This window comes from Streptomyces sp. NPDC031064 (assembly GCF_055570965.1).
In genome coordinates this window covers 158,753-181,791 of record NZ_JBVIGF010000011.1, presented here as the reverse complement: position 1 = coordinate 181,791, position 23,039 = coordinate 158,753, and the positions used below count along the sequence as shown (strand labels likewise).

Below are 23,039 nucleotides of genomic sequence, written 5' to 3'. Positions count from 1 at the left end.
CCTGGCGGGGCCGGGTTCCCCCCGTGCCTTCTCCTCGCTCCTTGGTCAGTCGCCGTCGACGAGGCGGTCGAAGTCGTCGACGTAGGAGCTGTTGGCCACCGGTACCGAAGCGAGATATTCGGCCGGCAGGTCGAACGCGTCGACCAGGGTCATCATGTGCGGAGCGAGCTCCGTGGTGACGGCGTCGACGGCCGCGGGCAGCGCGCGTACCTGGTCGGCCGTCATGTGACCGTCGGCGAGCAGGTCGCCGGTGTGCTCCCCCACCTGGTGCAGCAGGAACAGTTGGCAGAGCTGCTCCAGCAGAGCCCGCGCGGTCGGGTCCACCGCCTGGTCGATCGCGTCGAAGAACGCGTCGGCGGCCTGGAGCGGGGCGTGGATGGAGACCATCTTCAGAGCGGAGGACGACGCCGCGTTCCACCGGCCCAGGGAGTTGCCGGCGGGGGCCTGGCGCAGCTCCGCCCGGGCCCGGGTCTGCCATAGGGCCTCCGCCTCGGCGAGCAGCTCGCGCAGGAAGCGCAGATCGGTCAGTGACCGATCGCCCCGGTCCTGCCGCTGGTCCTGTCCGGGCGGCCTGCGCCCCTCCGTGCGGTGCTGGAAGAGCATCTCGCCGGCGGCCTTGAGCCAGATGACGAGGTTGTCGCCCTCCGCGGTGATGGCGCCCTCCAGGTTGAGCGGGAAGTCGGCGAGCGCGTTGACGGAGAACAGCCCCTGGGCGCCGCACCGTTCACGGCACTCGATGGTGATCGCGCGGGCCTGCCAGGTGATCCAGCCCTTGGTGATGGCGACCAGACGCTCCAGGGCGTCGCGGTCGCCGTGGTCGCGCCGCGCCCAGCGGGAGACCACGCCGCGGTGGAGGAACGTCATGGCGTACGCGGTCGCGAGGCCTTGGAGCAGGCGGCTGTAGTGGCTCCGGTGCGCGGTCAGCGGTACGCGCTCGCCCGCCTTCGGTCCGCTGATGTGGCGGTGGTGGGCATGGCGTACGGAGATGGCCAGGGCGGCCCTGGTGACGCCGATGCCGGCGGCGCTCATGCACAGCTTCCCGGCGGTGACGCGGCCTATGGAGTGCAGGAACCGCTTGCGCCGGCTGCCCAGTGAGCTGGAGAGCGCTCCCTCGTGGTCCATGCGCCCGTGCTCGGCCTCCAGCAGCGCTTCGCGTGGCAGCCGCACCTGGTCGAACGAGGTGAGGCAGTGGTCGACAGGGCTGCCGGTACGCGACGGAAGGCAGCGGACCCGGATGCCGGGCAACAGGCCGGCCGCGCCGCTGAGGGGGGTGAGGAAGAGGAAGATGCCCTGGTCCTCCCCGTCCACCAGGAGCCGGGCGGCCACCAGGGCGCTCTTCGGTCCGCCGGTCAGGCTGGTGTTGGGCATGAACTTCTGGGCGCCCGGGGTCGGCGTGTGCAGGACGAACTCACCGGTCTCGCGGTCGAACGTGGCGGTGGTCCGCAGAGAAGAGGCGTCGTTGCCGTGGTCCAGCTCCGTGCAGAGAAACGTTCCTGTGCGCCGCATCGAGGAAAACTCGGACAGGTCGCGGCCCTCGGCACCGTCGTGGTCCATGAGACTGCCGAGAAACAGGTTGTAGTGGATGCCCGCCAGAGTGCCCAGAGCGCCGTCGACGACCCCGGTCCACTCGTGCAGGCTCGCCAGCAGATGTGGGTCGCGGGCCAGGTCGACGGCGTGGTCGATGGCGCTGTTGACCTGGCGCAGCCGGTTGTACGAGAGCGCGGTGCGCTGTGCGGGCGTCAGGCCGGGCCGGTAGCGGAAGTCATCGGTGGAGATGAGCGCGCGCCAGGTGCTGTGGATGCGGTCGCGCTCACCGCGGTCGAAGAGCAGGTAGGTCAGGTCGCCCGAGGTCGTGTCCGGAGAGCCGGCCGTCGGGCGGGCGGTGTCCGCCGGTTTCCCGGGGCCGAGGCCGAAGGAGGACACATCTGTGGGTCTCCCCTTCGGGAGAGCGATGTCCGGGTGGTCTAGGACCCCCGCGCGCTGGGGGGCTTGCTCATGGCATGTCAGCAGGGTCATGGCCTCTCCGCGTACGCCGGTCCGAAAAAACACGAAGCGCAGGGCCCTAAAGATACGTACCCACCGGTTTTGTTTCAAGGATTAGCCGCGGTGGTCGAGTGACCTGTGTCACGCATGGGGTGAGGACGGCGAGTCGTCATTCGCCTGGCTTGGCCCTAATTGAGAGCGCTCATTCCGCTTACCGGGTGGCTACAGTTGATCCATTGCAAAACCGGCCGGAAGGTTTTATTCTTGGGCTTGTCCATATGCGGCCCCTCGGGGGCATGGTGCGCCTGGCACATGACAACGGCGCTCTTGAGCGAACCATGGAGGTCTCCGCCGCTAAGATACGTACCCGCCGGTTTAGTTTCAGCCACCGGCCGATAGCCGTATGGAGGTCACCATGGCGCGGCAGGAGCGAGCCATTCGGACTCGACACGCGATCGTCGCTGCATCCGCCGAAGTATTCGACGAGGTCGGGTACGAAGCCGCGACCATTTCGGAGATCCTGAAGAGGTCCGGCGTCACGAAGGGCGCCCTCTACTTCCACTTCACCTCCAAGGAAGAGCTGGCGCAGGAGGTACTGGCGAGCCAGCTCAGGGCGGTCCCGGAGGTCCGGAAGGGTGACCTGACCCTGCAGCAGGTGGTTGATGAGTCCTTGTTGCTGGCGTATCTGCTCAACAGGGGCGATTCCCTGGTGCGGGGCAGTATCCGGCTCACCGTCGACCAGGGCTCACCGACGGACGGGCTCGACCGGCGCGTCCCGATGCAGGCGTGGATCGACCACGGCGTGACCCTCTTCGGCAAGGCGAAGGCGGACGGGGAACTCCTTCCGCACGTTGAGGTGGACGCCGTCGCCAAGATGTTCGTGGGCGGTTTCACCGGCATCCAGATCCTGTCGAACATCCTGACCAAACACGCGGACATCACGGAACGCGTGGCGGATCTCCACCGGAACCTGATGACCGCCATCGCGGTGCCCGGGGTGCTCGTCCGGCTGGACTTCTCACCGGACAGGGCGGCGCGGGTGTACGAGGCGGCCATGGCCCAGCGCCGGGAGCACGAGGCCCTGGAGGCGGCCGGCGTGGACAACTGACGACCGCGTACAAGCGGTCCATCACGGGGGGAAGGGGACGACACACGACAGTCCCCTCGTGCGCAAATGCATTGGAACGTGACTTCTCACGACGAACCGATCGGAGTGCACGGATGAAAACGACTGCTTGCCCGTACGCGCTGGACGCCATGGGAAGGGACCTGGCCGGCGAGGCCGCCATGCTCCGCGAGCAGGGTCCCGCAGTGCAGGTGGAGCTGCCGGGCGGCGTGATGGTCTGGGCGGTCACCGCCCACCGGTACGTCAAGCAGTTGGTCGCCGACCCGAGGGTGTCCAAGGACGCCCGGCACTGGCCCGCCTTCGTGGAGGGGCGCATCACCGAGGAGTGGCCGCTCTACTACTGGGTGGCGGCGCAGAACATGCTGTTCGCCTACGGTGAGCGGCACGCGAGACTCCGCCGCCTGGTGGCGGGCGGGTTCACCATGCGGCGCACCGAGAATCTGCGGCCCCGGATCGCGGAGGTCGTCGGCGAACTGCTCGGCGACCTCGCCTCCCGGCCCGCGGGGGAACAGGTCGACCTGCGGGCCTCGTTCGCCAAGCTGCTGCCGATGAGGGTGATATGCGCGCTGTTCGGGGTCCCGGAGAGCGACACGGACACCCTGTGCGCCGAGGTGGACACCACCTTCAACACCGTGGCGACCCCCGAGGAGACCACGGCGTCCCAGATGAAGGTCTTCCAGATGCTGGGCGAACTGGTGGCGCTCAAGCGGGAGCAGCCCGGCGACGACCTGACGTCCGCCCTGATCGCGGCCCAGGACGAGGGGAAGGGGCTCACCGAAGAGGAACTGGTGGGCACCCTGAACCTCATGATCGCCGCGGGAATGGAGTCGACCGTCAACCTCATCGGCAACGCCGTCGCCGCGCTGCTCTCCCACCCCGAGCAGCTCGAGCACGTCCGCTCCGGCCGTGCGGACTGGGAGGACGTCGTCGCCGAGACCATGCGGACCCGCAACCCGGCCGCCTACCTTCCTCTCCGTTACGCCTTGGACGACATCGACCTGGACGGTGTCCTGATCGAGAAGGGCGACCCCATCCTCGTCTCCTTCGGCGCACCGGGCCTCGACCCGGAGCAGTACGGGGATGACGCCGACGTGTTCGACCTGCTGCGCACCGACCGCCGCGAGAACCTGGGCTTCGGGCACGGTGTCCACTACTGCCTGGGAGCCCCGCTCGCCAGGATGGAGGCCACGGTGGCGCTGTCGGCGCTCTTCGACCGCTTCCCCGGCATGGAACTGGCGGTTCCCGTGGAGGACTTGGAGCCGGTGCCGTCCTTCATCGTCAACGGTTACACGTCGCTCCCCGTGGTACTGAGGCGGGCCGACGGCTGAGGCTGCTGCCGACGGATCGCTCACGAGAGCTCCGCACCCCCGGGCAGGGGTGCGGAGCTCTCGTGTTCTCCGTGCGTCTGCTACCTGCGCGTCTGCCTCCTGTGCCCCCGGTTTCCCTTGCGTGGCGCTTCTCCCGATCGTCGAGCGCAGTCCGAGCACTCCTTGAGTGCCGTGACCGACGGTGGGCGGAGGACCGAGGAGGAGCTGTGAGCGGTGTGAAGGACGCGGGGGCCGTGCTGCGCGTGGAGCGTGGACAGCCGACCGACGAGGAACTGGCCGCAGTCACTCTCACGCTGGTGTCGCTGCTCGGCGACCGTGAGGAGCGGACGCGGCCGGATGCGCAGCGGAAGCCCGCCCGGTGGCGGCACGCGGAGTACCTGCCGCCGCATAGCTGGCGCTGACCGCCGAAGGATGCGTGCGGGCGACATCAGATAGTCCCGGCGTTTATGCGAAAACCGCACGCGCGGTTTGTTATTCTGCGATCTGTGGTCCGCCGCGCTGCGCTGACGGACGGAACGGAGTGTCGTGACGATCATGATGAATGCCGCTGCGGAAGATGCGGTCAGGTCGGCGGATGCCCGTGGGCGTGTGGCCGAGCTGCACGCTCTGCGTGAGGAGGCCCTGCGTGGCCCGAGTGAGCGGGCGACCGAGGCGCAGCATGCGAAGGGCAAGCTGACTGCTCGTGAGCGGATCGAGCTGCTCTTGGATCCGGAGTCGTTCCGTGAGGTCGAGCAGTTGCGGCGGCACCGGGCGACCGGCTTCGGGCTGGAGAACAAGAAGCCTTACACCGATGGTGTGATCACGGGGTGGGGGACGGTCGAGGGCCGCACGGTCTTCGTCTACGCGCACGACTTCCGGATCTTCGGTGGCGCGCTGGGTGAGGCCCACGCCACGAAGATCCACAAGATCATGGACATGGCCATCGCGGCGGGTGCGCCGCTGGTGTCCCTGAACGACGGCGCCGGCGCCCGTATCCAGGAGGGTGTCTCGGCGCTTGCCGGGTACGGCGGCATCTTCCAGCGCAATACGCGTGCTTCGGGTGTGATCCCGCAGATCAGTGTGATGCTCGGTCCGTGTGCGGGTGGTGCGGCCTACAGCCCGGCGCTGACGGACTTCGTCTTCATGGTCCGTGACACCTCGCAGATGTTCATCACCGGCCCGGACGTCGTCAAGGCGGTCACCGGTGAGGAGATCACCCAGAACGGGCTCGGTGGCGCGGACGTGCACGCCGAGACCTCGGGCGTGGCGCACTTCGCCTACGACGACGAGGAGACCTGCATCGCGGAGGTCCGCTACCTGCTGTCGATGCTGCCGCAGAACAACCGCGAGAACCCTCCGGTGGCGCGTGGCCAGGACGCCGTGGACCGGCGCTGCGACGCCCTGATCGACCTCGTGCCCGCCGATGGCAACCGGCCCTACGACATGGCGAAGGTGATCGAGGAGCTCGTCGACGACGGCGACTACCTGGAGATCCACGAGCGGTGGGCGCGCAACATCATCTGCGCCCTCGCCCGCCTGGACGGCCAGGTCGTCGGCATCGTGGCCAACCAGCCGCAGACGCTGGCGGGTGTGCTGGACATCGAGGCGAGTGAGAAGGCCGCCCGGTTCGTCCAGATGTGCGACGCCTTCAACATCCCGATCATCACCCTGCTGGACGTCCCCGGCTTCCTGCCCGGCGTGGACCAGGAGCACGGCGGCATCATCCGCCACGGCGCCAAGCTGCTGTACGCGTACTGCAACGCCACCGTGCCGCGCATCTCGCTGATCCTCCGCAAGGCGTACGGCGGCGCGTACATCGTCATGGACTCCCAGTCCATCGGCGCCGACCTCACCTACGCCTGGCCGACGAACGAGATCGCCGTGATGGGCGCCGAGGGCGCCGCCAACGTCATCTTCCGCCGCCAGATCGCCGACGCCGAGGACCCCGAAGCCATGCGCGCCCGCATGGTCAAGGAGTACAAGGCCGAGCTGATGCACCCGTACTACGCCGCCGAGCGCGGCCTGGTCGACGACGTCATCGACCCCTCCGAGACCCGCTCGGTGCTCATCGCCTCGCTGGCGATGCTCCGCACGAAGCACGCCGACCTGCCGTCCCGCAAGCACGGCAACCCGCCCCAGTAACCCACGAGTACGACGGGGCTCGGCGGGACCGGCCCCGTACGGGGGAACGTGCAGCCGTGTCCCGCAGCCAGGAGACAATTGATGGTCAAGCAGGAGCGTGCGGCCCGCACACGTCAGTCGTTGATCCGTGCCGCCGCCGAGGTGTTCGCCCAAGAGGGTTTCGCGCCTGCTTCACTCGCGACGATCAGCCGGCGGGCCGGGGTCAGCAACGGCGCGCTGCACTTCCACTTCGAGAACAAGAAGGCGCTCGCCCGGGCCGTGGAGGACGAGGCGGCGGAGACGGTCGCCCGTATCACCAAGGGCGTGCTGGAGGGCGGCGGGAGTGCCCTCCAGATGCTCGTGGACACGACGCACGAGCTGATGAACCGGCTGTCCGACGACATCGTCGTCCGGGCCGGTTTCGAGCTGGGCGGGGACCTGGCGCGTGGGGAGGAGCCCCAGCTCAGGCGGGAGTGGCAGCGGTGGATCGAGGAGACGCTGCGGCGGGCCGAGCAGGAAGGCGGCCTGGCGGACGGGGTGTCACCGGACGGGGCCGCGGCCGCCATCGTGGCGGCGACGGTGGGCTTCGAGGTGCTCGGCGCCGAGAACCGCGAGTGGCTGACCGAGGAGAAGATCGCGGGGTTCTGGGACCTGGTCCTGCCCGGACTCGCGGGCCGCTGCGGCCTGTTGCCGGTCACGTCGTCCCCGGTCGGCGGTCCGGCGGGGAGGCCCGGTGACGACGATGGCGTCGTGGGGACGGTCGCTGCAACCGACTGATCATGCTGTTTCGTTGCCGCCGTCCTTCCTGCCTTCGCTGCTGAAGGACCCCTCCGAGCCTTGGGCGCGGAGGGTCTCGCTGTGCGCCTCCTGGCAGAAATGCGAGGTCAGGGCGTGGATCGAACGGACGGAACGTTGAAGAGAAAACAGCGCGGACGGTTTCATATTGACAAACCGTCCGCCCTGTTTTTTACTCGACCTGACCACGATTCATGCACGAACAGGGGAGACGGCGTGGATATCGACGTACTGGGCGCATTGGCCGTCCGTGAGAACGGGGTCTCGGTGACGCCGACGGCACCCAAGCCGCGGCAGGTCCTGGCTCTGCTGGCCCTGCACGCCGACCAGGTCGTGCCCGTGGGCATGCTGATCGAGGAACTGTGGGGGGACCGGCCGCCGCGCAGCGCGCGGACCACGCTCCAGACCTACGTACTCCAGCTCAGGGACCTGATCGCCACGGCGCTGGAGAAGGACCCGGAGGGCGCCGAGCCGCGCACCGCCAAGGACGTGCTCGTCACCACGCCCGGGGGGTACCTCCTCAACACGGGGGGCGGCACCAGCGACGTACGGGAGTTCGAGCGGCTGGCGGGGACGGGCTACCGGGCGATGGACGCCGGTGACTTCCCGGGCGCGGCACGGCAGTTGCGCGACGCGCTCGCGCTGTGGACCGGGTCCGCCCTCGCCGACGTACAGACCGGGTCGCAGTTGGAGATGGAGACCCGGCGCCTGGAGGAGACCCGGCTGTGCGCGCTCGACCAGCGCATCGAGGCCGACCTCCGGCTCGGCCGGCACCGCGAGCTGCTGGGCGAACTCACCATGCTGGTCAGCCGCTACCGCACCCACGAGAACCTGCACGGCCAGCTCATGCTGGCGCTGCACCGCTCCGGCCGGCGCAGCGAGGCGCTCGACGTCTACCAGCGGCTGCGCACCGCGCTGGTGCGGGAACTGGGGCTCGAACCCTCCGCCGGGCTGCGGCGCCTCCAGCGGTCGATCCTGATGGCCGGTCCGGAGCCCGCCTTCGACCAGGTCGCCGCCGGGGGCGGCGAGCGCCTCAGCCGCGTCGGCTGAGGAGGGGAGCCGAGATGCAGGCCAGATCGCAGCGGACCCGCCAGAGACTGGTCCACGCGGGCGCGGAGATGTTCAACCGCAAGGGCTACGCCAACGCGACGCTGGGGCAGATCGCCGGCGCCGCGGGCATGACGAAGGGGGCGCTGTACTTCCACTTCGCCTCCAAGGACGGGCTGGCCGACGCCGTGCAGGAGCGGGGCCGCGCCCTGCTGCACGACTTCGTCCGGCGCCACTGGGAGGCGGGCGTCCCGCCGGTGCAGGTGCTCATCGACATGACGCACTGGCTGGCCCGGACCCTCTACGACGACCCGGTCATCCGGGCCAGTTTCCGTATCACCAACGAGTGCACCGGACGGCAGCCACCGGTCACCGACTTCCACCAGGCGTGGATCACCGAGGTGCTGCGGCTCCTCGGGCAGGCTCGCGCGGCCGGTGCCCTGCGCGACCGCGCGGGGGCCGACGGACCGGAGGCACTGCTGTCGGCGACCGTGTGCGGCATCGGGGTCCTGGCCGGCACCGGCATGGCGTACCCCGAACTGAGCCGCACCGTTGTGGCGTTGTGGCAGCCGCTGCTGTCGGCGCTCGTACCGCCGGACGACGTGGCGCGCTACCGCACCCGCCCGCCCGCCGTCGCCGGCGGGACCTCCGGGGAACAGGCGGCCTGACCCGCCGCGCGCAGCGGTCCTTCCTCACACCTTGGAGCCCACCCATGTCCCTTGAACGTCACACTCCTCTCAGGTCCGCACCCGCCGCGCCGCCGCCCGACGTGGTGACCGAACTCGTGGTGGTGCTGGCCGGGGTCCTGCGGCTGAAGCCCGAGAAGATCGACCCCGAGCAGACGTTCCGCTCGCTGGGTCTCGACTCGCTGCTGACGGTGGAGTTCGTGGCCACGCTGAACGACCGGTACGGTACGGCGGTCAAGGCCGCCGCCCTGCTCGACCACCCGACGCCGATGGCCTTCGCCCGGCACGTGGCGGGCCAACTGGAGGGCCGGGGCGCCGGACCGGCACCTGTGTCTGTGCCCGCGCCCGCCGCGGAGCCCGCGCCGGTTGCCGTGCCCGTTTCCGCGCCCGTTTCCGCGCCCGTTTCCGCGCCCACGGCGGGCGGGGTGCTCGACGTGCTGCGTGAGGAACTCGCCCGCATCCTGTGCTGCGACCCCTGGGACATCGACACCACCGCCACCTTCAACCTCCTCGGCGTCGACTCGATCCTCGGCGCGCAGTTCGTGGCGGTCATCAACCAGACGTACGGGCTCGACGAGCGGGCCGTCACGCTGTACGACCACCCGAACCTCGCCGCGATGGCCGCGCACATCGCCCTCCTCACCGACGCGCCGGCCCCGGCTCCGGCTCCGATGACCCTCGAAGCGCTGCTCGACGCGGTACGCGACGACCGGCTGTCCGTCGACGAGGCACTCACCCTGCTGCCACGGCGGACCTGAACGGGCACGGAGCAATGGACGAACGAGAAATACTCACCCGGTTCAAGGCCGGAACGCTGGAGCGCGGGCTGGCCGTGCAACTGCTCGCGGAGCTGGAGGCGGTACCCGAAGAACCCGCGCCCGAAGCCGTATCCGAAGCCGTATCCGAAGCCGTACCCGGAGCCGCGCCTGAACCCGGACCGGGACCCGGACCCGTATCCGCTCCCGTACGCGTATCGGAGAACGACGCCGACCGGATCGCCGTCGTCGGTATCGCCGGGCGCTATCCGCTCGCCCCGGACCTGCGCGCCTACTGGCAGAACCTGCGCGAAGGACGGGACACCTCGTCGGACGCGCCGCTCGGGCGCCCCGGCGGAACCCCTTTGAAGGCGGGGGAGCGCGGGCACTTCCTGGACGGCGCGGCTGAGTTCGACGCCGACTTCTTCGGGCTGACCGCCGACAGCGCCCGCCTGATCGATCCGCAGGAGCGGCTGTTCCTGGAGACCGCCTGGGAGGCGCTGGAGGACGCGGGCTGCACCGGCGCCCGGCTCGACGCCCTGACCGGTCCGGCCGGGGAGCCGCGCGGGGTCGGCGTGTTCGTCGGGGTGTCCGCCGCCGACTACGCGCTGGTGGCCGCCGAGGGCTGGGCGCGCGGCGAGCGGGAGATGCCCCCGGCCGGCCACTGGCGGCTGGCCGGCCGGCTGGCTTCGCTGCTGGGCCTGAGCGGCCCGGCGCAGGCCGTCGACGCCGCCGAGGCCTCCGCCCTCGTCGCGGTGCACCTCGCCGTCGGTGCGCTGTGGCGCGGTGAGTGTGCGGCGGCCGTGGCCGGTGGGGTCGAGCTGCTGCTGCACCCCTCGCGCGGCCGGCGGGGCGCGGGGGAGGGAGTGGGCGCCGTGGTGCTCAAGCCGCTGGCCCGGGCGCTCGCGGACGGCGACCACGTACACGCCGTCGTGCGTTCCACCTCCGCCGGTACCGGCGGAGGCGCCATGTCCGGAGCCGGTCTGCGCGAGACGCGGGAGACGACCGCCCGCCGGGTGGGCGACGCCGGGGCCGCCACCGGACTCGCGGCCCTGACCGCCGCCGTACTCCAACTGCGCCACGGGACACTCGCGCCCGTACGGGACGGCGCCTCCGCCGCGCCCTGGCCGCGCCCCCACGACGAGCGGGGATGTGAACTGCCCCGGGTGGCCGCCGTCGAGGTGGCCGGTCCCGAGGGCGGGCCGCTCGGCGCCCGGGCCGTCCTGGAGGAGTACGTACCGGCCCGCCGGCCGGAAGCCGGACACGGTGCCGGACGTGACGAGCGCGACGAGCTGGTTCTGCTGTCCGCGCCCACCCCCGCCCACCTCGCCGCCACCGCCGCCCGGCTGGCCGACTGGCTGGCCGCGGACAACGGCGGGCGCGGCGGGCGCGGCGGGAGTGGCGACGACACGGTGACGGACGGCGGCCGGGCGGCGCTCGCGGACGTGGCGCGCGCCCTCCGCGCGGGCCGCGCCGCCCGGCCGTGCCGGCTGGCCCTCGTCGCCCGCGACGTGCCCCACCTGGTCGGAGCCCTGCGGGACTTCGTACGCCGTGGCCCGGCCGGCCCCGCCGACGGCCTCGCCGAAGGCGCCGGTGTGCGGTTCGTGGACCTGCGAGCGGGCGGCGCCGATCCGCTCGGCCTGGGCGACGCGCCCGAGACCCGCGACTACCTGGCCGCCCTGTGGCGCGCCGGCCGTGTCGAGCAGCTCACGCGCCTGTGGCTGTCCGGGCTCGACGTCGACTGGGCCGCGCTGGAGCACCGGCCGGGTGCGGACGGCACCGTGCCGCCCCTGGTGCCGCTGCCGCCCTCGGCGTTCCTGCGCCGCCCCCTGTGGCTGGGTCACCGGGACGGCGCGGAGGGGACGGAGACGGCCGGATGACGAGCACCGCAGCGGTGGAGCAGCCCGTCAAACTGTGGTTCTGCCCCAACGACGAACTCGCCCCCGGGATCGCCGCCACCCTGGCCACCCACTGGCTGGACGAGCACGAGCAGGAGATCGCGGGCCGGTTCCTCTTCGAACGCGACCGGCGTCAGTACCTCGTCGCCCACACCCTGGTACGGCGCGTACTGGCGCTGGAGAGCGGTGTGCCCGAGGCGGAGGCCGTGATCTGGCGCTCCTCACGGGGACGGCCGTTCCTCCAGAAACCGGCCGAAGGGCTGCCGCGCGGCGGGCGGGAACTGGACTTCAACCTCTCCCACGCCCACGGCCACAACCTGCTCGGTGTGGTGCGGCGCCACCGGATCGGGGTCGACGTGGAGCGGCTCGACCGGGGAGACCAGGGGTTCGACGCGATCGTCGACACCTTCGCGCCGGAGGAGCGGCAGTGGGTGGCCCAGGCCGCGCCCGGCCGCCCGCAGGACCGCCGGATCCTGCGGCTGTGGACGCTGAAGGAGGCGTACTCCAAGGCGCGCGGGCTGGGGCTCGGCCTGCCCTTCGACAGCTTCTCCTTCACGCTGGCCGAGGACCGGGGCGTCCTGGCCTTCCGGCCGCCCGAGGGGGAGGCCGCGCTGCCGTGGCGGTTCGTGGAACTGGAGCCGGTGCCCGACGTGCTGGCGGCCGTGGCCGTGGTGGGCGACACCGACGTGCCGCCCGTGCTCCAACTGCACCACGGCTTCCCCTGGGACAGGGGTTCGCCCCGGCTGCTGGCGATGCCCGATCCGGTGCCGATGCCCGCTCCGGTACCGGCGTCGGTACCGGCACAGGCTCCGGTACCGGCATCGGTACCGGCATCGGTACCTGCGTAAAGCCGTTCGAGCGGGGCTCCGGTGAGGCACCAGCGGGGCTTCCAGGGCCCTGTGCAGACTGCCGAGCGAAAGGGACGGCGCCCGTCCGGGTGGCCCGAGGGAACAGGGGGGATGCCGGTGCAGCCGGCGTGGCGGGGCGCGCAACTGGCCCAGCTAGAGGAGCTCTTCGCGGCTGCCCGGCGCGGCGAGGGGCGGGCGGCACTCGTCACGGGAGCTCCCGGCACCGGCAGGAGCGCCCTGTTGCGGGGCTTCGCCGAGCGGGCGGGGGGCCTCGGCGCGCTGGTGCTGGGTGCCTCCGCGTCCCCGGCCGAGACGGACGTACCGCTCGGCGTCGTGGGGCAACTGCTCAGCGGCGCCGGCCCCGATGCCCCACCGCCCGCTTCCACGGCGCCCCACGTGCTCCACGAGTTCCTGCGTGGACGTGCCGCGAGCGGTCCCGTGGTGGTCCTCGTCGACGACGCCCACCACATGGACGAGCCGTCCGCGCGGTGCCTGCTGTACGTGTGCGGGCGGCTGGCCGGCGCCACGGTCCTGCTGGTGCTGAGCGGCCGGCCGGCGGCCCCGTCCCCGGGTGGGCCCATGCCGCTGCCGCTGGCCGAGTTGCTCCGGCACCCGCGCTGTACGCCCGTACCGCTCACCGTCCTGGACGAGGAGGAGGTCGCCGGCTTCCTGGCCGCGCCCGAGGGCGGCGCGATGGATGGGGCGACGGCGCGGCGGCTCGCCCCCGGCTGGCACCGGTTCACCGGCGGGAACCCGCGACTCCTGCACGGGCTGCTCGACGACCACCGGGCGTGCGAACCGGTGCGGCCCTCCCGGCCGCTGGCGGGCACGGCGTTCCGGCGGGCGGTCACCGCCTGCCTGCGCGGCGCCGCCGCCCCGGTCGCCTCGGCCGCCCGCGCCCTGGCCGTGCTCGCCGACGCGGCCACGCTCACCCTGGTCGCCCGGCTGCTGGAGACCCCCGAACGCACCGTCGCCACCTGCCTGGAGGAGCTGGACGCGACCGGGCTGCTCGACGGGGGGCGGCTGCGCAACGAGGGGGTGCGGGCGGCCGTGCTGGAGGAGCTGTCCGCCGAGGAGGCCACCGGGCTGCACACCGCCGCCGCCCAGGTGCTGTACGAGAACGGCGCGGAACCGGCGGCGGTCGCCCGTCACCTGGTCGCAGCCGGCACCGGTGGCCGGCCGCCCGGTCCGGCGTGGGCCGTCCCGCTGCTCGCCGAGGCGGCCCGGCAGGCGCTGGTCACCGGCGGTGCGCGGCAGGCCGCCGAGTTCCTGCGCACCGCCCACCGGTCCGGCGCCGGCGAGCGCGGCGACCAGGGCGGCGACCAGCGGCCCGGCCTGCTCACGATGCTGGCCCGCGCCGAGTGGGAGGCCGACCCCGCCGCCGTCGTCCGGCACCTGCCGGCCCTCGAACGGGAACCGGACGCCCGGTGGCCGGTCACCGGGGCCGGGGCGGACGGCGAGGAAACGGCGGGCGGGGCGCAACCGGCGGGCGCGGTGGACCTGGACGGAGTGGGGGAACTCGAGGGCGCGGAAGGGCTGCTGCTGTGGCACGGGCGCCCGGCCGGGGCGGACACGGCGGCGGCCCGTTACGTCTATCCGTACCTGCGAGCCGGGGAGGAGCCGCACGGGCACGGCCCCGAGGACATGGACGAGCACGCCGAGTCGGTACTGGAGTCCATCGTCTTCGGCCACGCCCCGCCGGTGCCCGTCGCCGCCGTCCTGTCCGCCCTCATGCACGCGGGCGAGACCGCGCGGGCCGCCCGCTGGTGCGCGCTGACGGCCGGTGCGGAGGAGGCCCGGGCGGCGACCCCGGCGCGCCGGGCGGTGGCCGTCGCGGCGGCCGCCGTGGTGCACGCCCGCACCGGCGCGTACGACAGCGCCGCCCGGTACGCGGGGCGGGCGCTGTCCCTGCTGTCGCCGGGCGCCTGGGGCGTGGCCATCGGCATGCCGCTGTCGGCCGCCGTGCTGGCGGCGACCCGCGGGGGCGCGTACGAGGAGGCGGCCGCGCGGCTGCGCGTCCCGGTGCCCGCCGCGATGTTCCGCAGCCGCGCCGGGCTGCACTACCTGCTGGCCAGGGGGCACTACCACCTGGCCGTCGACCGGCCGAGGGCCGCCCTCCGCGACGTCCACGCCTGCCGGGACCTGCTGGCGCGGTGGCGGCTGGAGCCGCGCGGCGCCCTGGACTGGCGTACGCCCGCCACCGCCGCGCTGCGTGCGCTGCGCGGCGCGGAGGAGGCGGGCGCGGACCCGATCGCCGAACTGACCGCGGCCGAGCGGCGGGTCGCGGCCCTGGCCGCCGAGGGGTGCACCAACCGGGCCATCGCGGCCCGGCTGTACGTCACCACCAGCACGGTCGAGCAGCACCTGACACGGATCTACCGCAAGCTGCGCGTCACGTCCCGTACGGACCTGACGACCTTGGTGGCGGCGCACCCGCGCTGACGGGCGGGGCGCACCCGTGCAGACGGTCAGCGGCGGGCGCACCCGTGCGACGGTCAGCGGCGGGCGGCCGCCGTGCGCAGCCCGTGGCCGTTCTTGCGGCCCAGCAGCCCGGCGGCCACCAGCTCCTCCAGGGCCGGTGACGGTTCGTACTCGGGCGTGCGGAAGCGTTCGTACAGCCGGTGCTGGATGGCGAGTGAGACGTCCAGGCCGATGGTGTCCAGGAGCGCGAACGGGCCCATGGGGAAGCCGAATCCGTGCCGGATGGCGTCGTCCGTCTCCTCGATGTCCACGTCGTGCCGTTCCAGCAGGGCGAGGGCGGCGCCGAGGTAGGGGAACAGCAGGCTGTTGACGATGAAGCCGGTGCGGTCGGGGCACTCCACCGCCGTCTTGCCAAGCGCGCGGCAGAAGGCGCGGGCCGTGGCCAGGACCTCGTGGTCCACGGTGTCGGTGCGTACCAGCTCCACCAGTCGCATCACCGGCGCCGGGTTGAAGAAGTGGATGCCCACGACGTCGGCCGGGCGGCCGGACGCCTCGGCGCACGCGGATACGGAGAGGCTGGAGGTGGTGGTGGCCAGGACGGTGCCGGGCGCGCACACCTCGCCGAGCGCCGCGAACCGCGCGCGCTTGACGTCGAGGTCCTCGGCGACCGCCTCGATCACCAGGCCGCAGCCGGCCAGCGCCGCCATGTCGTCGGCACCGGTGAGGACGTCCAGGGCCGCCGCCTTGGCCTCGGCGGTGACCTTGCCCCGGCGTACCGCGCGGGTGAGGGAGCCGCCGATGGCCTCCAGCGCCTGCTCGGCCTTGCCGGCGCTGCGGGCCACCAGGACCGTGGGGTAGCCGGCCGTGGCGGTGACCTCGGCGATGCCGCGCGCCATCGCGCCGGAGCCGAGCACGCCCACGCGGCGCACGGCGCGGGCCGCCGGCTCGCCCCGGCCGGCCGCCTGCCCGTCGCCGCGCACGGCCCCGGTCTCGTCGTACGAGTGGAAACCCTCGCCCGTCTTGCGGCCCAGGCGCCCGGCGGCGACCATCCGGCTCAGCAGCGGCGCGGGTTCGAAGGCGGTGTCGCCGGTGCGCAGCCACAGGTCGGTCAGGCGGGCGTGGACCGTGTCGAGGCCCATGCGGTCGAGCGTCTCCAGCGGGCCGGCGGGCAGCGCGCAGCCGAGCCGCATGGCGGTGTCGATGTCGTGCCCGGTGGCGTACCCCTCGTCGAGGAGGACGACGGCGCGGTTGAGGAAGGCGAGGACCAGGGCGGTCGCGTCGGCCGCCGGGCGGGCGCCGACCGCGACCGGGGTGAGCCCGGCGGTTTCCACCAGGGCGTCCAGTGCGGCGGCCGCCTCCGGGGAGGTCAGGGCCGTCCGCACCGGCCCGGCGGGGCCGCCGGGGGCGGGCGGGGTGAACAGGCGCAGCCCCGCGAGGTCCGCCGGGCGGCCGGTGGCGATGGCCAGGCGGGCGACGGACAGCGTGGACGTGGTGGTCACGATCGGCGTGCCGGGCGGGCAGAGCGAGGTGATCGTGCGCAGGACGTCCGTCTTGACGGCGGGGTCGTCCGGTACGGCCTCGATGACCAGGCCCGCGGTGCGCAGCGCCGTGTGGTCGGCGGTGAAGGTGACGTCGGGGTCCGCGCCGCCACGGAAGGCCGTGGCCTTCAGCCGCCCCGCCACGCGGGCCAGGGCGTCGAGGTCGGTGTCGACGGCGACGACGGTGTGACCCGCGCCGTGCAGCAGGTGCACGAGGGCCTCGCCGACCGAGCCCAGGCCGACGACGGCCGTCACCGTTCCCGGCGGCGGTGTGGTGTTCTGTCGCTCTGTCATGAGGTCTGCGCCGACCCTTCCCGGAAGCGGTTGATGGCGTCGATGTGCTTGGCGCGCATGGCCTCGTCGCGTACGCCGAGACCCTCGCGGGGGGCGAGGCACAGCACGCCGACCTTGCCCTGGTGGAGGTTGCGGTGGACCTCGTACGCGGCCTGGCCGGTGTCCTCCAGGCTGTACACCTTCGACAGGGTGGGGTGGATCCTGCCCTTGGCGATCAGGCGGTTGGCCTCCCACGCCTCGCGGTAGTTGGCGAAGTGGGAGCCGACGATCCGCTTGAGCGACATCCACAGGTAGCGGTTGTCGTACTCGTGCTTGAAGCCCGAGGTGGAGGCGCAGGTGACGACCGTGCCGCCCTTGCGCGTGACGTACACGCTCGCGCCGAAGGTCTCGCGGCCGGGGTGCTCGAAGACGATGTCGACGTCCTCGCCGCCGGTCAGCTCGCGGATGCGCTTGCCGAACCGCTTCCACTCCTTGGGGTCCTGGGTCCGCTCGTCCTTCCAGAACTTGTACCCCTCGGCGTTGCGGTCGATGATCGCCTCGGCGCCCATCGAACGGCAGATGTCCGCCTTCTGGGGGGAGGAGACGACACAGATCGGGTTGGCGCCGCCGGCCAGCGCCAGTTGGGTGGCGTACGAACCGAGGCCGCCGCTCGCACCCCAGACAAGGACGTTGTCGCCCTGCTTCATCCCGGCGCCGTTGCGCGAGACCAACTGGCGGTACGCGGTGGAGTTCACCAGCCCCGGCGCCGCCGCCTCCTCCCAGCTCAGGTGCTCGGGCTTCGGCATGAGCTGGTTGGACTTGACCAGCGCGAGCTGCGCCAGGCCGCCGAAGTTGGTCTCGAAGCCCCAGATCCGCTGCTCGGGGTCGAGCATCGTGTCGTCGTGGCCCTCCGCCGACTCCAGCTCCACCGACAGGCAGTGGGCGACCACCCGGTCACCGGGCTTCCAGCGGTTCACGCCCGGGCCGGTGCGCAGCACCACGCCCGCCAGGTCGGAGCCGAGGACGTGGTACGGCAGGTCGTGGCGCGCCGCGGCGGGGGAGAGCCTCGCGTACCGCTCCAGGAAGCCGAACGTCGGCAGCGGCTCGAAGATGGAGGACCACACGGTGTTGTAGTTCACCGAGCTGGCCATGACGGCGATCAGGGCCTCGCCCGCGGACGGCAGCGGCACCGGAACGTCCTGGAGGTGCAGCGACTTGCGGGGGTCCTTGTCGGCGGAGGCCATTCCCTCGAACATGCCGGTGTCCTCCTTGCGGACAACGGCACCGCGGTAGCTCTCCGGGAGGCGCACACTCGCGAAGTCCTGCGGCGTCGCGTCCTCGGAGAGAAGGGCACTGATGATCTCGTCCACGTGAATTCCCTGATTCTCTGATGCTCTTGACAGCCGAGGAGAGCGAAGCGGGCCGCTGCGCACCAGCGTCGGACAGCGCGGGCGGCCGCGGCACCCCTGTCCGCCCCCTCAATCCATGTGCGCACCGGGGCAGGGGGGCGTCCTGGGGTTGTCGCCCGTCGTCCCGGGGGCCGTCCTGGGGTGTCGTACGGGTGGGTCAGGGTGGTTCAGGGGGCGGACAGGGGTCGGTCAGGGGTCGGTCAGGGGAGGCGCGGGAGGGGAGTCCGCGCCCATCCTGGGCCTGGACTCCACTCGCGATCGGCTAGGAGAACTCATGACGGGAATCCCGGACGGCAGCCGCCGCCCCCGGCCCAGGAACCAGCGCTCCTCGGCGGCGTCGCGGTGACCGTCTACTCGTGGGCCAGCGGCGGGACCGGCATCCTGGGCACCGGGTCCTACCTGCCCGAGCAGGTCGTCTCCAACGACACGGTCGCCGCCCGGGCCGGGGTGACCGCCGAGTGGATCGAGCGCAAGACCGGCATCCGCGAGCGGCGTTACGCCGCCGACCACGAGGCCGCGTCCGACCTCGCGACCGAGGCCGCCGTGCGCGCCCTGGCCGACGCCGGGGCGCAGCCGGACGACCTCGCCTGGATCGTCGTCGCCACCTCCACGCCCGACCATCCGCAGCCCGCCACGGCCGCGTTCGTACAGCACCGGATCGGCGCGCGCCGCGCGGCGGCCTTCGACGTGAACGCCGTGTGCGCGGGTTTCGTCGCCGCCCTGCACACCGGCGCCCAGTTGCTGGCCGCCCCCGGGCCCGCCGGGGAACGGCGCCTGGCGCTGGTCATCGGCACCGAGGTGTACTCGCGCATCATCGACCCGTCGGACCGCCGGACCGCCCCCCTGTTCGGGGACGGTGCGGGCGCCGTGGTGCTCGGGCCGGTGGCGGAGGGGCGCGGCTTCGTGGGCAGCGGCATGCGGACCGACGGCCACCTGCACGACCTGATCGGGGTCACGGCCGGCGGCAGCAGACAGCCAGCGTCGGAGAAGTCCGTCCCCCGCGGCGACCACTTCTTCAAGATGCGGGGCCGTGACGTCCGCGACTTCGTGGAGCGCGAACTGCCCGGCGCGGTCGCGGGCACGCTGTCCGCGTTCGGCATGACGGCCGGGGACGTCGACCACTTCGTACCGCACCAGGCCAACGGCGAGATGCTGCGCAGCGTGGCCGCGCGCCTCGGACTGGACGCGGCGCGCACCCACCTCCCGGTGGACCGGCACGGGAACACCGGCGCCGCGTCGATCCCCCTGGCACTGGACCACGCCCGCCGGGGCGGTGAACCCCGCGACGGCGACCTGGTCCTGCTGGCCGGGTTCGGCGGCGGCATGACGCTCGGCACGACGCTGCTGCGCTGGGGCCGCTGAGCGGGCGCGCCGCGTACGCCGGCGGCCCTACGTCGTGCCCGGCAGCCTCGCGATCATGGCGTCGAAGCGCCGCACCAGTGCCTCCTGCTCCAGGCCCAGTTCGTCGATGCGGCGCCGGAGGCGGGCGATCTCGCCGCCCAGGTCGAGCGCCTCCGCCAGGGCGACGGTACGTGCCGGGGCGTGGGAGTGGGGTGGGGCCGGGGCGGACAGGTCGGGGGCGTGGTTGAGGATGGCCTCCATCCGGCCGCGCAGCGCCGGGCCCGGTTCGATGCCGAGCGCGTCCATCAGCCGCCGGCGCGCCCGCTCGTACACGCCGAGGGCCTCGGCCTGCCGGCCGCCCCGGTACAGGGCGAGCATCAGCAGGTCGTAGAACCGCTCCCGCAAGGGGTGATCGGCCGTCAGCTTCTCCAGCTCGCCGGTGATCTCGCCGTGCTGGGCGCAGCGGAGGCTCGCCTCGTACAGGGTCTCCAGGGTGGTGAGCCGGTTCTCCTCCAGGCGGTCGGCCTCCGTGGTGCAGATCGGGCCCTTGCCGCTGTCCTGGAGCGCGGGGCCGCGCCACAGGGACAGGGCGCTGCGCAGCAGTCCGGCGGCGTAGCCGGGGTCGGAGGCGAGCGCCGCGCGGCCCTTGGCGGACAGCCGGTGGAAGCGCTGGACGTCGGTGGTGGCCGGACCCAGGGTCAGCAGGTAGCCGGCCGGCAGGGTGCTGATCCACTCGTGGCCGCCGTCGGGGGCGGGCAGCAGCCGCCGCAGCCGGGCGACGTGGGCCTGGAGGGCGTTCGCGGCGTTGGACGGCGGACGGTCGCCCCACAGTTCCTCGGTCAGCCGGTCGACGGACAGCAGTTGGCCGGCGTGGATGACGAGCGCGGACAGCAGGGCGCGCTGCTTGGAACCCGGCGGGACGATGTCCTCCCCGGTCCGCCCGTCGCGTATCTCCACCGGCCCCAGCAGCCGGAACTCGGTCCCCTCGGTCCCCGTCCCGCCGTCGGTGCCGGCGCTCGCGCGGCCGAGGTCCAGCACCGTCATCGCGGCACCACGCGCGCCCGCCGCGCCTCGGCGAGCGCCAGGGCACGCCGGACGTCCTCGGTGATCCGGCCGGTCAGCTCGGTGGGGTCGGGCAGGAAGTAGAAGTGCCCGCCCTCGAACAGGTGCAGGCCGAGGAAGTGCTCCGCCCGCCCGGCCCAGCCCTCCAGCCGCTCCGGCGGCGCCACCGCGTCCCGGGTGCCGCCGAACACCGACAGCGGCACGGGCAGGGGCGCCGGGTCGGGCGCGGGACGCCAGGTCTCCACGAGCCGCAGGTCACCGCGGATCGCGGGGGCGAAGATCTCCCACAGCTCGGGCTCCTCCAGCACGGCGGCGGGCGTCCCGCCCATCGCGGCCAGCTCGCGTCGCAGCAGGTCGTCGGGGAGCAGGTGCCGCCGGGTGCCCTCGCCGCCGGGCCGGGGCGTGCCGCGCGCCGACAGGCCCAGCCAGACGGGCGGCGTGCGGCCCTCGGCGAGGAGGCGCCGGGTCAGCTCGTAGGCGACCAGGCCGCCCATGCTGTGCCCGAACAGCGCGTAACGCCCCTCCATGTCCGGGCCCAGCTCGCCGAGGAAGTGCTCCACCAGCCCCTCGGCATCCCCGATGGGCGGCCGGTTCCCCTTCAGCCCCCGCCCCGGGGCGTCCACCGTCCGCACGTCCCACCCGGCCGGGAAGCGGCCGCGCCAGTCGCGGTACGGCAGATGGGAACCACCGGCGTGGTGGAACACGAACAGGCGCAGTTCCATGCTGACTCCGTCGACGGTCTCCATTCCGAAACCTGGACGATAGCCGCTGCGCGGGACCGGCGGTCGGGCGTACGAGCCCGGTTCGAGCATCCGTGCGGACCTTCTCTAGGGCGCACGCCAGGACCGTGTGGCCTACTCGGCGTACTTGCCGAGGTCGCTGGCCTGAAGCGCGGCCTTGTCGTTGAAGCCGATGACGTAGCCGTCGAGGTCGCGGATGTAGAACATGCGCTGGCCGCTCTCGTCGGTGGTCATCTCCTTGACGACTTCGGCGTGCCGGGAGGCGTGCTCGTAGAAGGCGTCCAGGTCGTCGATGGAGAAGTAGAACATGCCGGCGAATCCGAGCGGCTGGTCCCTGAGAACGGGGAGCCAGTTCTTGAGGTCGGCATTGCTGTAGATCATCGCGCAGAACTCGCCCTTGTGGAGCAGCATGTGGATGTCGTCGCCCGGGCGCGAGGTGCTGGAGTCGGTATCGAAGCCCAGCTTCTTGTAGAAGGCGAGGCTGGCGGCGGTGTCGGACACGCTGATGCAAGGGGCGAAGGGCACGGGAAACTCCTGGGTCACGGGACGTACGCCCGTTGTGTCATGTTCGGTATCGGGCCGCACGCCGGCCGGAGCCGTCCGGATGGCCACGGGCCGTGTGCGCTCGGATCGACCGTAAGGCCCCATTAGGTCAGGGAATGTCCTATTGAGCGTGACGGCGGTCGCCGCCCGGGGTTTCGTCACGAAGGGGGCGTTCCCGCGCGGGTCCGGGCGTGTCTCGCTTGGAGGGCTGCTCAAGCGCGGGTCGAGGTCCCGGGGCGGGTGGCGGAATCGGGGCTAGCGTGCTGGGCGCCGACGGCCAACGGGGAGGAAACCGTGGAGATTCAGGTTCTGGGTCCACTGAACGCCGAAGTCAACGGGGGATCGATCGTCCCGACCGCGGGCAAGCCGCGCCAGATTCTGGCTCTGCTCGCCTTCTACCCCGGCCGGGTCATGCCGGTGCCGACGCTCATGGAGGAGATCTGGGGCACCAACCTGCCGCAGAGCGCCATGACGACCCTCCAGACGTACATACTCCAGTTGCGCCGGCGGCTGGGCACCGCGATGGGGCCGGACGCGCCCGGCTCCGCCAAGGAGGTGCTGGCCACCCGGCACGGCGGTTACCTGCTCCAGATCCCGCCGGAGTGCGTGGACGTGCACCGTTACGAGCAGTTGGTCTCCGCGGGGCAGGGCGCCTTCGAGGAGGGCGAGGACGAGCGGGCGGCGAGCCTGCTGCGTGACGCGCTGGCGATGTGGCAGGGGCCCGCCCTGGTGGACGTGCGCGTGGGGCCGATCCTGGAGATCGAGGTCATGCGGCTGGAGGAGAGCCGCCTGGTCACCGTGGAGCGGCGGATCGACGCCGATCTGCGGCTCGGCCGGCACAGCGAACTCCTCGCCGAGCTCACCGACCTGATCGCCCGCCACCCGCAGCACGAGGGGCTGCACTCGCAGGCGATGGTGGCGCTGTACCGCTCCGGGCGGCAGGCCACCGCGCTGGACGTGTACCGCAGGCTGCGGATGCGGCTGGTCGAGGACCTCGGTGTGGAGCCCTCGCCGCAGCTCCAGCGGCTGCACCAGGCGATGCTCACCGTCGACCCGGCGCTGGACGTGGTCAGCGGACCGCGCCGCAGCTCCACCTTCGACCTGTACGCGGCGTAGGGCGACGAGAGAGACGAGAGAGGGGACGGC

Annotated in this window: 19 protein-coding genes; 13 read left to right on the top strand and 6 right to left on the bottom strand. The window is 72.6% G+C overall.

The genetic code is table 11. The features are described from left to right. Positions 1-45: 45 nt before the first annotated feature. The gene (locus tag ACZ46W_RS32665) at positions 46-1,923 is read right to left on the bottom strand and encodes an acyl-CoA dehydrogenase (protein WP_468345520.1); all 1,878 of its coding nucleotides are present in this window, start codon (positions 1,921-1,923) and stop codon (positions 46-48) included. A gap of 475 nt (positions 1,924-2,398) precedes the next feature. On the opposite strand from ACZ46W_RS32665, the gene ACZ46W_RS32660 reads away from it, so the two are divergent. The 11 genes from ACZ46W_RS32660 (at position 2,399) to ACZ46W_RS32610 (ending at position 15,008) form a co-directional block, all read left to right on the top strand. Then, entirely contained in the window at positions 2,399-3,091 is a 693-nt protein-coding gene (locus ACZ46W_RS32660; protein ID WP_468345518.1) for a ScbR family autoregulator-binding transcription factor, read from the top strand. Positions 3,092-3,204: 113 nt separating this feature from the next. After that, complete coding sequence (locus ACZ46W_RS32655; RefSeq protein ID WP_468345516.1) at positions 3,205-4,437, top strand: cytochrome P450 family protein; 1,233 nt, start codon at positions 3,205-3,207, stop codon at positions 4,435-4,437. Between the two features lie 206 nt (positions 4,438-4,643). Continuing rightward, positions 4,644-4,838: an acyl-CoA carboxylase subunit epsilon gene (locus ACZ46W_RS32650; protein ID WP_468345514.1), complete on the top strand. Its 195-nt coding sequence runs from the start codon at positions 4,644-4,646 to the stop codon at positions 4,836-4,838. A gap of 136 nt (positions 4,839-4,974) precedes the next feature. Next, a complete protein-coding gene (locus tag ACZ46W_RS32645) occupies positions 4,975-6,558 on the top strand; it encodes an acyl-CoA carboxylase subunit beta (RefSeq protein WP_468345613.1) in 1,584 nt (527 codons plus the stop codon). An 81-nt stretch (positions 6,559-6,639) separates the two neighbouring features. Continuing rightward, positions 6,640-7,314: a ScbR family autoregulator-binding transcription factor gene (locus ACZ46W_RS32640; protein ID WP_468345512.1), complete on the top strand. Its 675-nt coding sequence runs from the start codon at positions 6,640-6,642 to the stop codon at positions 7,312-7,314. A 234-nt stretch (positions 7,315-7,548) separates the two neighbouring features. Further along, positions 7,549-8,382: an AfsR/SARP family transcriptional regulator gene (locus ACZ46W_RS32635; RefSeq protein WP_468345510.1), complete on the top strand. Its 834-nt coding sequence runs from the start codon at positions 7,549-7,551 to the stop codon at positions 8,380-8,382. Between the two features lie 14 nt (positions 8,383-8,396). Beyond that, positions 8,397-9,047: a ScbR family autoregulator-binding transcription factor gene (locus ACZ46W_RS32630; protein ID WP_468345508.1), complete on the top strand. Its 651-nt coding sequence runs from the start codon at positions 8,397-8,399 to the stop codon at positions 9,045-9,047. 44 nt (positions 9,048-9,091) lie between these two features. Continuing rightward, positions 9,092-9,823, top strand: a complete 732-nt coding sequence (locus tag ACZ46W_RS32625) for a phosphopantetheine-binding protein (RefSeq protein ID WP_468345506.1) — start codon at positions 9,092-9,094, stop codon at positions 9,821-9,823. Between the two features lie 14 nt (positions 9,824-9,837). Beyond that, on the top strand, positions 9,838-11,700 hold the full coding sequence (locus tag ACZ46W_RS32620; RefSeq protein ID WP_468345504.1) for a beta-ketoacyl synthase N-terminal-like domain-containing protein: 1,863 nt from the start codon (positions 9,838-9,840) through the stop codon (positions 11,698-11,700). Continuing rightward, on the top strand, positions 11,697-12,566 hold the full coding sequence (locus ACZ46W_RS32615) for a 4'-phosphopantetheinyl transferase family protein (protein ID WP_468345502.1): 870 nt from the start codon (positions 11,697-11,699) through the stop codon (positions 12,564-12,566). The genes ACZ46W_RS32620 and ACZ46W_RS32615 overlap by 4 nt, the downstream gene beginning before the upstream one ends. Before the next feature lie 111 nt (positions 12,567-12,677). After that, a complete protein-coding gene (locus ACZ46W_RS32610; protein ID WP_468345500.1) occupies positions 12,678-15,008 on the top strand; it encodes a helix-turn-helix transcriptional regulator in 2,331 nt (776 codons plus the stop codon). A gap of 53 nt (positions 15,009-15,061) precedes the next feature. Here ACZ46W_RS32610 and ACZ46W_RS32605 read toward each other — a convergent pair whose 3' ends face one another. Continuing rightward, on the bottom strand, positions 15,062-16,819 hold the full coding sequence (locus ACZ46W_RS32605; protein WP_468345498.1) for a 3-hydroxyacyl-CoA dehydrogenase family protein: 1,758 nt from the start codon (positions 16,817-16,819) through the stop codon (positions 15,062-15,064). Next, positions 16,816-18,168 carry a crotonyl-CoA carboxylase/reductase gene (gene ccrA / locus ACZ46W_RS32600; protein ID WP_468345496.1) on the bottom strand — a complete coding sequence of 451 codons (1,353 nt, stop codon included), beginning with the start codon at positions 18,166-18,168 and terminating at the stop codon, positions 16,816-16,818. Before ccrA ends, ACZ46W_RS32605 begins: the two co-directional genes overlap by 4 nt. 381 nt (positions 18,169-18,549) lie before the next feature. Between ccrA and ACZ46W_RS32595 the strand changes: the two genes are divergently transcribed. Beyond that, positions 18,550-19,569, top strand: coding sequence for a 3-oxoacyl-ACP synthase III family protein (locus tag ACZ46W_RS32595; protein WP_468345494.1), 1,020 nt, complete (start codon positions 18,550-18,552; stop codon positions 19,567-19,569). 27 nt (positions 19,570-19,596) lie between these two features. On the opposite strand, the gene ACZ46W_RS32590 is transcribed toward ACZ46W_RS32595, so the two are convergent. The 3 genes from ACZ46W_RS32590 to ACZ46W_RS32580 all read right to left on the bottom strand — a co-directional run bounded on the left by ACZ46W_RS32590 (position 19,597) and on the right by ACZ46W_RS32580 (position 21,875). After that, the gene (locus ACZ46W_RS32590) at positions 19,597-20,592 is read right to left on the bottom strand and encodes an AfsR/SARP family transcriptional regulator (RefSeq protein WP_468345492.1); all 996 of its coding nucleotides are present in this window, start codon (positions 20,590-20,592) and stop codon (positions 19,597-19,599) included. Further along, complete coding sequence (locus ACZ46W_RS32585) at positions 20,589-21,356, bottom strand: thioesterase II family protein (protein WP_468345490.1); 768 nt, start codon at positions 21,354-21,356, stop codon at positions 20,589-20,591. Before ACZ46W_RS32585 ends, ACZ46W_RS32590 begins: the two co-directional genes overlap by 4 nt. Positions 21,357-21,464: 108 nt before the next feature. After that, complete coding sequence (locus tag ACZ46W_RS32580; protein ID WP_468345488.1) at positions 21,465-21,875, bottom strand: VOC family protein; 411 nt, start codon at positions 21,873-21,875, stop codon at positions 21,465-21,467. Between the two features lie 312 nt (positions 21,876-22,187). Here ACZ46W_RS32580 and ACZ46W_RS32575 point away from each other — a divergent pair, with 312 nt between their 5' ends. Beyond that, positions 22,188-23,009, top strand: coding sequence for an AfsR/SARP family transcriptional regulator (locus tag ACZ46W_RS32575; RefSeq protein ID WP_366132373.1), 822 nt, complete (start codon positions 22,188-22,190; stop codon positions 23,007-23,009). The last annotated feature ends 30 nt before the right edge of the window (positions 23,010-23,039 follow it).